The sequence below is a fragment of the Mucilaginibacter sp. HD30 genome, from assembly GCF_054061755.1.
In genome coordinates this window covers 563,906-576,301 of the sequence record NZ_JBSSEO010000001.1, presented here as the reverse complement: position 1 = coordinate 576,301, position 12,396 = coordinate 563,906, and the positions used below count along the sequence as shown (strand labels likewise).

At 42.7% G+C, this 12,396-nt stretch carries 10 protein-coding genes and 1 pseudogene; 2 read left to right on the top strand and 9 right to left on the bottom strand.

Going from position 1 to position 12,396, the window contains the following annotated elements; all coding sequences use genetic code 11:
- Positions 1-108 precede the first annotated feature (108 nt).
- The 3 genes from ACVW2L_RS02800 to ACVW2L_RS02790 form a co-directional block, all read right to left on the bottom strand.
- A complete protein-coding gene (locus tag ACVW2L_RS02800) occupies positions 109-681 on the bottom strand; it encodes a dihydrofolate reductase family protein (protein WP_457126432.1) in 573 nt (190 codons plus the stop codon).
- A gap of 16 nt (positions 682-697) precedes the next feature.
- Positions 698-1,039 carry a YciI family protein gene (locus ACVW2L_RS02795; RefSeq protein WP_457126431.1) on the bottom strand — a complete coding sequence of 114 codons (342 nt, stop codon included), beginning with the start codon at positions 1,037-1,039 and terminating at the stop codon, positions 698-700.
- A 353-nt stretch (positions 1,040-1,392) separates the two neighbouring features.
- On the bottom strand, positions 1,393-4,164 hold the full coding sequence (locus ACVW2L_RS02790) for a glycoside hydrolase family 2 TIM barrel-domain containing protein (protein WP_457126430.1): 2,772 nt from the start codon (positions 4,162-4,164) through the stop codon (positions 1,393-1,395).
- A 214-nt stretch (positions 4,165-4,378) separates the two neighbouring features.
- Between ACVW2L_RS02790 and ACVW2L_RS02785 the strand changes: the two genes are divergently transcribed.
- Positions 4,379-6,499, top strand: coding sequence for a PAS domain S-box protein (locus ACVW2L_RS02785; RefSeq protein WP_457126429.1), 2,121 nt, complete (start codon positions 4,379-4,381; stop codon positions 6,497-6,499).
- A gap of 2 nt (positions 6,500-6,501) precedes the next feature.
- On the opposite strand, the gene ACVW2L_RS02780 is transcribed toward ACVW2L_RS02785, so the two are convergent.
- The 6 genes from ACVW2L_RS02780 to ACVW2L_RS02755 form a co-directional block, all read right to left on the bottom strand.
- Entirely contained in the window at positions 6,502-6,876 is a 375-nt protein-coding gene (locus ACVW2L_RS02780; RefSeq protein ID WP_457126428.1) for a response regulator, read from the bottom strand.
- Between the two features lie 63 nt (positions 6,877-6,939).
- On the bottom strand, positions 6,940-7,314 hold the full coding sequence (locus tag ACVW2L_RS02775) for a response regulator (protein ID WP_457126427.1): 375 nt from the start codon (positions 7,312-7,314) through the stop codon (positions 6,940-6,942).
- A gap of 154 nt (positions 7,315-7,468) precedes the next feature.
- On the bottom strand, positions 7,469-7,756 hold the full coding sequence (locus tag ACVW2L_RS02770; protein ID WP_457126426.1) for a circadian clock KaiB family protein: 288 nt from the start codon (positions 7,754-7,756) through the stop codon (positions 7,469-7,471).
- Positions 7,753-8,130, bottom strand: coding sequence for a response regulator (locus ACVW2L_RS02765; protein ID WP_457126425.1), 378 nt, complete (start codon positions 8,128-8,130; stop codon positions 7,753-7,755). Before ACVW2L_RS02765 ends, ACVW2L_RS02770 begins: the two co-directional genes overlap by 4 nt.
- Before the next feature lie 151 nt (positions 8,131-8,281).
- A complete protein-coding gene (locus tag ACVW2L_RS02760) occupies positions 8,282-9,610 on the bottom strand; it encodes a cytochrome P450 (protein ID WP_457126424.1) in 1,329 nt (442 codons plus the stop codon).
- Between the two features lie 68 nt (positions 9,611-9,678).
- The gene (locus ACVW2L_RS02755) at positions 9,679-10,272 is read right to left on the bottom strand and encodes a Crp/Fnr family transcriptional regulator (protein WP_457126423.1); all 594 of its coding nucleotides are present in this window, start codon (positions 10,270-10,272) and stop codon (positions 9,679-9,681) included.
- A 137-nt stretch (positions 10,273-10,409) separates the two neighbouring features.
- Here ACVW2L_RS02755 and htpG point away from each other — a divergent pair.
- A pseudogene (gene htpG / locus ACVW2L_RS02750) lies at positions 10,410-12,294 on the top strand (molecular chaperone HtpG).
- Positions 12,295-12,396: the final 102 nt, after the last annotated feature.

The window sequence follows — 12,396 nt, the reverse complement described above, 5'->3', positions numbered from 1 at the left end:
TACGTTAGCACCCATCCTCACTAACGGCTAAATCTGTTGGGGGGCAAGGTTTATTAAAAACAATGACTAAGACAGGTTAGAAAATGCTAATTACCCCATTTGCAAGATTTATGGATTAGCGCCGTCACTTTGGTAGTGCATAACATGTGCTCCTGAAGCAAAGTTTATACTATCTATAAATTTAAGCCCAAGTGGTAGATCTGAATTTAGCTTGCTAAATAAACGTGCGTGGCCCTTACCCGGCAGAACCGGCAGTATATTAAAATAATAATCATCTACCAGGTTCATCTTCGTTAATTCTTCGATAAGACTCAGGCTGCCGAAAGTTAACAATGCCCCTTTGTTATCGCGTTTAAAGGCGTTAATATAGTCGGTGTTAAGTTGATCAACTATGCTTGAGTTATGCCACGTTGTATTTTTAAGGGTTGATGAGAATACGATCTTAGGTATGTGGTGCAAAGCTTTGGCCATTTTCCTAACCCAGCCTGGCGTGTCTTCATTAATTAGCCTGCCGGGCCATCGGTCCTGAAACATCTCAAATGTAAGCCGTCCAAATGCAGCTACGTCCGCATTGGCCATCAACCCATGTGTAAACTCAAAGAATTCTGCATTAGCAATCACATTTTCGGCATCAGCAAATCCATCAGGGGTTACGCTGATCAGCACTATTACTTTTCCCATGGTTATTAATTAAAATTTAAAAGCTTTGTATGGGCCGCACCTCAATATTGGCGTTAGTGGCTAAAATGGGACAGGTTTTAGCCAGTTCAATAGCCGCATCAATATTCTTTGCCAGCACAATGGTGCAGCCGCCAATAACCCCTCTTCCTTCCCCGAAAGGAGCATCAATTACAATCTTTTCTGCGCCTTTAACCTGCTTACCTGTCTGCTCCAGTGGCTCGCTGGATACATGAAGCCCTTTGTTAACAAGGTCAAACACCCAGTTCATCATTTTTTCTTTAAGTACCTGTAGATCTTCCGGAGATTGATCAGGTTGATAGACATCGCTACCCCTGAATAAGAGCATAAATTTTTCCATTAGTTTGAAATTTTGTTGGTTAAAAACTAATGACGATTGATTTTTGGTAATTGGACAGGTAGGATAAGATATTTTCTTTTTGGCCCATACCCCGGTGAGTTATAGCCATGCCAATTACAGACAAGATTGGCGTTTCTTTGTGAAAAACAAAAAGCCATACTCCATAAATATTTAATAATTAACGAGTTAAGCAATTTTTACAGCTAAATTTTCTGACGAATAAGTAGTTTCATGGCGTTTCACCTAAAAAGCCAAACGTTTATTTATCAGACAGTTATAAAAGATAACGTTTCATTTGTTTCGCCTGTTTGATATATCTACATGAAACGAAACGGGGTTATTCTCAAGCTACCTTATCTAAAATCAAACCACAATGTACCCGATACCGGCGTTGTGTTTAACTGCACGTTCCTCTGACTTTGCGGCCCCATATCAGTAGCAGGATTAAACTTGGTGCCTATCGCCGGGATAGCCGTCATAAACCCAATGTTTCCTTCCGGAAACGCGGGACTGGTGTTATCATTAGGCGCACTCACAGGCTTGGCGGGTTTTAACATTTGCAAGTAAATGTGTTCATCGCCGGTATACACCGTAAAAGGATGCTCTTTGTTCTGGATTGTAACCCAATACAGGTTGGCATGATAGCCTTTAAATTCGGGATAGGTCCAGCTTTCGCCCGTTATGGTATTGTTGTAATCCTTTTGCCAAACATTAAGTGTGCCGCCTTTTAAACGGTTCTTCCAAACGCGGTAAGGGCCATCGCCCAGCCACTTCATCCCGGTAATGTTCTGCTCTGGATAATTGAAAGTGATACCATAGAAATCCGCATTGCCTCTGGGCAGGTAATTGTATTGCAACTGTACAGGTTTGCCGGGGGTAAAGGTCCATTTTACCTTGAAATTAGCGTCAGAGTATACAGGTTCTATCACCTGGCTATTGCCAGATACAGATCTACTTATTTCCTTAAACTGCATGCTCACTCCTGCCAATATCGGCCCGTCTGATAGGGAAATATCACCCGCTGCTCCTTTAACTTTTTTGAGGTAACCCGTAGCAGTGTCAAAATAATAGCTAATGGCATCGCAGGTTACAATGATCTGCCCATTCTCCTCCTTCAAACTGCTTGCGGTTGCAGCGCTGCCTGCGGTAAACCTGGCCGCAATAGTTTGCGTAACTGCTATAGGCCAGCTGCGGGTTACTATTTCTTTGCCTGCCGCATCGCTAACTGTAAGCAACAGCGCGTCGCTGTTTTTCCAATTGGTTGGCAGCTGTAGTTTAAGGTAACCGTTTTCGCCCGGAGCCAGATTGTAAGCCTTTACCGTACCCGACGAATTGATTGTTGGCATAGTGGCCTTACTCTGCGGTGATGCAAAGCTCACCAGTTTCCAGCTAAAACTGCATTGGCTTAAGTTGGTGTATAGATAGCGGTTCTCAATATTCAGCCTGCCATCAAAGTTTTGCGGCAAGGCGCTATTACTAATATAAACCGGCGACCAGATCTCCTTAATCGTATAAAAGCTTGCTTCCTTCTCGCGGTGCGGGCCAACAATCCCATCCGGGGCGTGGTTGCCATCGGCGTCTAAAATATTATCCTTATCGGTACGCACAATGGCGCCATCGGCATATACCCATAAAAAGCCCCCGGCATTGTGCGGACTGCTGAGCATCAGGTTCCAAAAATCGTCTAATCCGGCGCCATGCCCGCCATCGTAAAGGCCATGCATAAATTCGGTAGGGAAAAAGATATCGCTGCCGTACAGGTTGCTGTTTACAACGTAATTGTAAACCGGGTAATGCTTCGCATCAGTATTATTAAAACGTTCCCAGGGATGTATCACCGTACGTTTCTGCGGATCATACAGCGGATAATCTTTATCCAGATCGCGGTTAAAACCACCTTCGTTACCATTGTCCCAAAGCACTATACTCGGGTGATTTACATCGCGCACCATCATTTCTTTTACCAGTTTACGGCCAACGTTGTTGTCGTACTTGGCCTGCCAGCCGGTTAATTCATCCAGCACAAAAAGACCTAAAGAATCGCAAACATCTAAAAAACTCTGATCAGGCGGGTAGTGCGACATCCGCACCGCGTTCATGTTCATTTCCTTTATCTGCTTGATATCTAACAGATCAATAGCCTTGCTTAACGCTCGCCCAGACTCGGGCCATTCAGAGTGGTGGCAAACACCTTTAAATATCACTTTTTTATCGTTAACATAAATACCATCGCCTTTGCGCAGGTCAACCGTGCGGAAGCCAAAACGCTGGGTTATTTGGTGAATTACCTTATTACCTGTTTTAATTGAAACAACCAGGTTATATAGGTTTGGCTGTTCAGGATTCCAGGTGTTTATGTTCTTAAAGCCGGCCCGTAAAGTGATACTGTCGCCCTTAGCCTTTATAGTAAATGATTCACCTACGCGAACACCTTTCAATGTTTGCACTTCAGCCTGAATAATCTGGCTGGCGTTGGCATTTTTATCAAACACATCCAATCTTATCTGGCCGTTAGCTTTAGCGTCAATAGCAACACGATCTACGTAGCTTTCAGGGACTATCTCTAAATAAACCGGCCGATAGATCCCGCCAAATATCCAAAAATCGCCATTCCGCTCAGCGCGGTTCACAGATGCATCGGCAGACATCTTGCTCACTTTTACTTCAAGCAGGTTATCACCGCTTTTTACAAGGCCGGTTATATCATACTTAAACCTGTAAAAAGCACCCTGATGAACAGGGCCTGCTAACTGCCCATTGATCTTTACTTCGGTATCGGTCATCGAACCTTCAAACACAATGAAAACACGTTTGTGCTGCGCGTTAGCGCCTAATTTAAATTGGTGTTTGTATAAGCCTTCCTCATCGTTTTTTTGTTTGTCGTGGCCGTAATTGTAGCCACCAAAGCCTTGAAACTCCCAGTTTGAGGGTACCGGGATAGTTGTCCACTGCCCGCTTTTACGGCCCTTGGTGCAGAAAAAATCCCAGTTGACGGTATGATCTTTATCGGTACCTGATAAGTTTTGACGAATGGTTTTATTGGATGATGCTACAATGGGTAGCTGCGCCATGGTTATTCCGGCAAAAAAAACAAGGGTGATGCTAAGCAAAATTTTACGACTCATGCGGGTAGGTTTACGTCCGCAATCTAACGTTTTCTTCTTTTATTTTAATCGCACATTTAATGTTAGCCTTATAGGTTAACTTATTAAGCTACGTCAGTAATCGAAACGGCGTTTATTTGATTACATGCGAACAAAGTTTTTATTTGTGTGTTTAACGTTCGGCATACTAATTGATTTTGAAACCCAACAAGAGACATGAAATAACGCTTTAAACATGCCTGCTACTAAAGTACCTTCGACCGAGACCCTTAAAGCGTTAGAAACAGCGCCAAATATGTATTTAATACTGTCGCCGGATCTGTACATCCTGACGGCCAGCGACCTATATTTACAGGCAACTGAAACCACCCGTGAAGCAATAGTTGGGAAGCATATTTTTGAGGCTTTTCCAGAGAACCCCAGCCTGCCCGATGCCGACGGTGTGCAAAATATCAACGCCTCTTTACAAACCGTGCTGCGTACCAAAAAACCCGACAAAATGCGCATACAGCGGTATGATGTACCGGACATTGATAATCCGGGCAATTTTATTCAACGTTACTGGGACCCGAGCCATACGCCGGTCTTAGACAGTGATGGCAATATAACCTACATCATTCAGCTGGCTACTAATGTAACTGATAAGATATTGTCTGAACGCGCGCTGCTTAAAAGTCATATGGAGCAAGTGGAAACCACGGAACAGATCAAAGCGCTTAACGCAGACCTGCTTGCTGCCAATATGGATCTGCGCGAAACACAGGAGCAGCTTAATACATTGAACGGCCAGCTGGAAGAGCGGGTAGCCAAACGCACACATGACCTTGCACAGGCCAACGAAGAGCAGGCAGCCGTAAATGAAGAGATGGCCGCAAGCAATCAAGAACTTGTAGAGATACAGCAACATTTGGTTGACTCTAATCGTGAAATGGCGGCCAGCGCATCGCGGCTGCGCATGGCAGTGGAATCAACCGGGCTTGGAACATGGGATTATCTCCCATCAAGAGAAAGTCTTCACTGGTCTAAGGAATGTCGAAACATATTTGGTATTAGTGAAGAACAAGCGGTAGACTTTGATACTTATACACGGCACATCCATCCGGACGATAGGGAATGGGTAATGGCCCGCATCAATGAGAGCCTTCAGCCAGGCTCTACAGGCCGTTACGAAGTTAGTCATCGCATTACCCGCTTTGATAATAACGAGGTGCGTTGGGTAAATGCGCAAGGTACCGTTGAATTTGAACAGGATGTTGCCGTGCGCTTTATGGGTACCGTGCTGGATATTACAGACCTTAAACAGGTAGAGGAAAAAAGCGCCCGTTTAGCAGCTATTGTAGCATCGTCTGACGATGCAATAATCAGTAAAACGCTGGAAAGTGTTATTATGACCTGGAATGACGCTGCTGAGCGGATATTTGGTTACACTGCCGATGAAATGATTGGCGAGACCATTTATAAACTGATCCCTACAGACAGGCACGACGAAGAACCCATGATACTATCGCGCTTAAAAAGCGGAGAGCGCATTGAACATTACGAAACTAAAAGACAAACCAAGGATGGCAGGCCTATAGATGTGTCGCTCACCATATCGCCTATTAAGGATAGCCGCGGCAATTTGATCGGGCTGTCAAAAATAGCAAGAGATATCTCTGAGCGAAAACAAGATGAGGCACGAAAAAATGATTTTATCGGCATGGTGAGTCACGAGCTAAAAACCCCGTTAACATCCCTTACCGCCATTTTACAGGTATTAAATAATAAGTTAAGAAGATCAGACGACGCCTTTGTGCCCGAAGCCTTAAGCAGGGCCAACTTGCAAGTGAAAAGAATGAGCACCATGATAAACGGGTTTCTCAACATTTCAAGGCTTGAATCGGGAAAGATCCAGATAAATAAACAACCCTTTATCATCGGCGATCTTATTGTGGAGGTAATTGGCGAAATTAATCTCACAGGGCCGGCTCATATTATCGAACTCCAAAAATGCGATAAAGTGGTATTGCTGGCTGACAGGGAAAAAATAAGTTCGGTATTGGTTAACCTGCTTAGTAACGCCGTAAAATACTCGCCCAAAGGCTCTAAAATATCAGTAGCCTGCAGCTTGCAGCTTAACAAGGTTTGTGTGAGTGTTACTGATGAAGGGTTAGGGATCAGTGCAGAGGATTGCGATCATATTTTTGACCGTTATTACCGGGTTGAAAGCAACCATACGCGTCACATTTCCGGCTTCGGAATTGGGTTATACCTTAGCGCCGAGATCATTCAGCGCCACGAGGGGCAGATATGGGTGGAGAGTGAGCGTGGAAAAGGTTCAACTTTTTTCTTTACACTGCCGGTAAAAGCGCGTTGATATCAATAAGCCAGTGGCAGGTTGTTAACCAGGCGCATTACTTTATCAATCATATCTGACACATTAAACGGCTTGCTGATATAGTCGTTAGCATTGCACTCGGTGGCAATTATTTCAATATCGTTAGCTGTAGAGAGGATAATAACCGGAATATCTTTTAAAGCATTTACTTGCTTCATCTTTTTACAGAGGCGATGACCAGGGTGATTGTTAATAAATTCGTCTAACAGGATAAGATCAGGTTTGAATGGAATTATCTCATCCAGGTTCTCCGGTTCGGGTGTACTTAAGGTTTCAAACCCTTGTTCTTCAAGAATAAACTCCATGATATTCCGTATATCCGTGTCATTCTCAATAATTAATACTTTCTTTCTCACGCAGCGGGGTTAGGGCGCAAAGATAATGATTTTTAAATACTTGTAATAATGCGCGCAGATTGGTTATGCAACATTCTTTCCAATCATATCCTTTACCTGACAAAGAAGTGCCGCCATATCAAAAGGTTTGCTTAAAAAACCGTTCGCTCCGCAAGCATGGCTAAGTGCGCGCAGATCAGTTTCTGCAGATAAAAGCATTACGGGGAAACAACGCGTGTCTACATCAGATTTTAGCTGCATGCAAATAGCATCGCCGTTTTGGCCAGGCGGTTTAAGGCGCACATCCATTAATATTAAGTCAGGCATAATATCTTTTAAATGATGGCAAGCTTCGCCATCTGTAGAAAGTACAACTTCGTAACCTTCCGTTTGAAGTATAAGGTTCAGTATTTCTGATATATCTGCATCATCTTCAATGATGAGTATTTTCTTGGGCATAGCATCTATTTACATATACCCTGCAATAAGCCGTCCGCTATTGCATATTTGAGGGAATTAGGCTGAATTAACTCGTTTTTGGTTATAATAGCTAAAAAAGCAATTTATTATTAAGCGTCACCATACAATTTGTTTCCAATTAAGGTCTATAAAATCAGTCCTTAACAAGCATCAGGTTCAACCCTACCAGGAACTTGTTTTCTTGCGACAGGTCGCCAACCATTAACCGCACAGGCGCTGGCAGCTTTTTAATAAGTGTGGGCGTGGCTACGATCTGCTCTCCTTCTGCTAAATGGGGGTGTTTCAGTAGGTCAATAACTTCAATAGTATAAGCACCATTTAAATGTTGCTCGCAATATTTTTTAAGGTTATCAATAGCGGTTTTAGATTTATAAGAATCGCCGACTACATAAAGGCAGAGCTTAAAGTGTTCATTTTTCATAATGCTACTTCCTTTACCGCAGGCAACATCCGGCGTACAGTATTAAATAGCTCATCCAGGTCGAACGGTTTATACAAATAGCCATCGCAATTGGCAACTGAAGCGTCGCCGGGGTTTATGTAAGCCGAGAATATAATAACCGGGATATGGCTATACTGGGGCATTGCCTTTAATTGACGGCAAAGGTCGCTCCCTTTAGCGTCTGACAAGCGATGATCCAGCAGGATCAGGTCGGGCTTAAAGTCGCGCACAGCATCAAACAGTTTGCTACCCAACGAAATATCCATTACCTCAAACTGTGCATAGCTAAGCGCTTCCGTCACAATATCCAGTATATCGCGGTTATCGTCTAAAATTAAAATACGTTTATTCAAAACTCTGTATTTAACCTAATATATGGTTGATGGGGTAAGTAGAAGAGAACTTAAGCTATCCGCGGTATGGTAGGTGGTAAATTATATGAGTATAACAAATTAAACGCAAAATGTTTTGAGGTAGTATTGGCGTAGTACCTGGCATAACGCTTTACTTTTTTTTAATATCGAGAATAACCTCACGCGGGCGCATAGTAAGTAACGGCCATGCTTTAGGTATTGCTGATGTAGGTTTAATATCAAACTTGGAAAAAATGGCATGTAGTATAAACGATATCTCGGCCATAGCAAAGTTATTACCTACGCACATACGCGGGCCTCCCCCAAATGGAAAGAAGTTTTTTATACTCTTATTAATAGTTCCATCGCTTGTTATAAAGCGTTCGGGTTTAAATTTCTCAGGGTCTTCCCAATGAGCACTGTCACGGTGCATGCCATAAAAATAAGCCAATATAGTGGTACCGGCGGGATAGCTGTAACCATTAAAGTTATCGTCGTTTATTGTTTGCCGTTCAGTTAGCCAAACTGCCGGGTATAAGCGCATGCTCTCATTGATAACGGCATTTATATAGCTATCCCGTGGGCTATCCATTATATCTATCTCAGCCACACGGCTTTTCAACTTTTCTAAAACCTGGCTATCCGACGCGATAAGATATAACAGCCATGAAAGCGTAGCGCCGGTTGTTTCATGACCGGCAAACAACAATACCAAAAGTTCGCTCATCAGCAAGTCGTCTTCCATACCCTCATCAGTATCCTCATACCTGGCGCTTAGCAACATATTCAGTAGGTCGTTATGCGGCTTATCGTCGCCCCTTCTTTGGTCAATAATTTCTTTCAGCATTTTTCTGATACGTATCCACTGCTGTGCCACCTTTTTCTCTTCACCCGTAAACGGGTACATCAGTTTTTTAAACGGATGGAAAATATCTTTCAGCATAAAGGCCTGCATATCTACAAAAGTCTTGCATAGCTCATCTGTCATTTGCTTAGAAATATCAATAGTGAAAAGCGAGTTGATCAAAACAGAAAACGAAAGCTGGCGCATTAATGGAAACGCATCCACTTTATCACCCTGTGGCAAATCTGCTAACAATGTGTTGATAGTATCAATAACAGTTTTGTATAAAGCATGTATATTGCCCTGATGAAAAGCAGGTTGTATCAACCGCCTTTGCCTGCGCCAGTCATCGCCATTGGTAAAAAGCACGCTGCTTCCAAATTGCTTAACAGCTTCGGCGGTAACCAGGTCGGGCTTTTTATAATTTGTATGATTTTCGCGAAGCACATAATTGATCAAATCGCCATTCTGCGTAATTATGGTCCGACCCCTTCCCGGTATAAAGGCAGAATAAGTGCCACCAAACCGCTTTAACCTCATATTGACTAATGCAATTGGGTCGGTTAATATTTTATAAGCGCTTGTAATGCTTACTAGTCTGTTTACGCCGCTTGGTAAATTATACTTTTTACTCATGGTGATATATGGTTTATTGTAACACAAACCTAATGCTGAGCGGCATAAAAAAAATTAACAAATGCTAATTAATGCTGCTTGCCCTGTGCTATCCGTTTGCGGATTCGGCTAAGCGAAACCGGCGTAATACCCAGATAAGTGGCCAGGTGTTTATCAGGCACCCGGTTAACTATATCAGGTTTATCATGTACCAGTTTTAAGTACCTTTCGGTTGCTGACATCAGTACAAATGATTCTATCCTGTCTATCGCCTTCTCCAGCATTCGCAACTGGATATTAGAACGGTGGACGCCTATAGCCGGATTACGATCTGCAAATTCCTGCATTATTTTGTAGTCAATTTCCATAATCGTGGTATCTTCCACAGCCTCAAAAATAAAACGCGAAGGTTTTTGCCATGCAATACTGTCGTATGATCCTACAAACTGGTTTTCCCAACTCAGTGTAAGGGTTATTTCCTCGCCATTGGGTTTAAGCTGATATCCTCTTATCAGGCCCTTTTTTATGCGACCCATTTTTGTGGAGGTAGATCCCTCGGCAATATAAACCTCTCCGGCGCGCAGCTTTTTGATCTTTGCCGTTTTAAAAAGCCGGTAAACATCTGCAATGCTTACACCTTTTAAAAGGGATATGTAAAATTGAAGATCTTCCTGGCTTAGCATAGACGAATATAAGCGGTTTTGACGTAAAGGTAAGAAACCCGCATCTGCCAATTTGACAACAAACTACCTTTTGGAACAGGCATTGATAAGCAGGGTTGATACTTGAATATTTAACCGAAAAAATAAACTATAGCACTATGCAAGAAAAAGGAACGATCTCGATACATACCGAGAACATTTTCCCGATCATTAAGAAATTTTTATACTCGGACACCGAGATATTTTTGCGCGAGCTGGTATCAAATTCTGTTGATGCTACGCAGAAAATTAAGCGCCTGGCAGCACTGGGTCAGTACAATGGCGAGTTAGGTGATTTGCGCGTTGAAGTAGCTTTTGACGAAGCTGCAAAAACCATTACCATATCCGACCGTGGATTGGGCATGACCGCTGAAGAAATTAAAAAATACATTAACCAGATAGCATTCTCGGGCGCTACCGAGTTTATGGAGAAATTTAAAGAAGCCAAAGATGCCAACGAGATCATTGGTCGTTTTGGTTTAGGTTTCTACTCTGCCTTTATGGTGGCTGATAAGGTTGAGATTCAAACGCTATCTTACCAGGATGGTGCAGAACCTGCTTACTGGGTTTGCGATGGCAGCACAGAGTTTGAAATAGGCGTTGGCCAGTTGGAAGAAAGAGGAACTGAGATAACTTTACATATAAACGCTGAGTCTGAAGAGTTTTTGAGCAAACACCGCTTACAGGAAATTCTGGATAAATATGCCCGTTTTCTGCCGGTGCCTATTAAATTCGGCACTAAAACAGAAAGTGTTGAAGATGGTGTTGACGAAGAAGGTAAAACCAAATACACATCAGTTGAGGTTGATAACATTATTAACGATACCAACCCTATTTGGACCAAAGCGCCTTCTGAATTGAAGGATGAGGATTACCTCGACTTTTACAAACAGCTATACCCTTTCAGCGAGGAGCCTTTATTCTGGATCCATCTGAACGTCGATTATCCTTTTAATTTGACAGGCGTGTTGTACTTCCCGAAATTGAAGAACGATTTCGAGATGCAGAAAAACAAGATCAAGTTATTCTCTCGCCAGGTATTCATTACCGATGAAGTGAAGGACATTGTACCTGAGTTTTTAATGTTGCTGCATGGTGTTATTGATTCACCGGATATTCCGCTTAACGTATCGCGCAGCTTTTTACAGGCCGATAGCAACGTTAAAAAGATAAACAGCTATATCACCAAAAAAGTAGCAGACAAACTGGCTGAGTTATTCAAAGCCGACCGTAAAGCTTACGAAGAAAAATGGACCGACATTGGCATGTTTGTAAAATATGGTTTCATAAGTGAAGACAAGTTTTATGATAAAGCAAAAGACTTTGTATTGCTAACCAATACCGCCAAAGAAAACTTTACCCTAACCGAATACCAGGATAAAGTTGCACCAGAACAAACTGATAAAGAAGGCCAGGTAGTTTACATATACACCAATGATGCTGCCAAGCAGGACGCCTTTATCCAGTCGGCTAATAAAAAGGGTTATGATGTATTGCTGATGAACTCTGCCGATAGATAACCACTTTATCAGTCACCTGGAGCAAAAATTGGATAAAACTTCGTTAAAGCGTGTTGACTCTGATGTAGCTGATAAACTCATCAAAAAAGACGACGCACCTGCGCATGTTTTAACCGAAGAACAAGCAACCAAAGTAAAAACCGTTTTTGATAAAGCCATAGGCAAACCTGCTTACAAGGTTGAGCTGGAAAGCTTAAGCCCTGACGAGTTACCTGTAACTGTAACCATGAATGAGTTTATGCGCCGTATGAAAGATATGGCAGCCATGGGCGGCGGTATGGGCTTTTACGGCAACATGCCCGATAATTACAATGTAGTGGTTAACGGTAACCATAAACTGGTGAGCCGCATAGCGCAGGAAGAAAACGAAGATGTGCAATCGCAACTGGCCAAGCAGGCATTTGATCTGGCGCTTTTATCTCAAGGACTGCTTACAGGCGCTGAACTTACAGAGTTTGTAAACCGCAGCGTTAACCTGATATAATTTTTTTAAACCATTTAATGCAAAAGCTGTCCTACTGAGCGAGGGCAGCTTTTTTTGTTTATGCTGTTTTTTACTTAATTTTATATACCGTCTGCTGCCCTT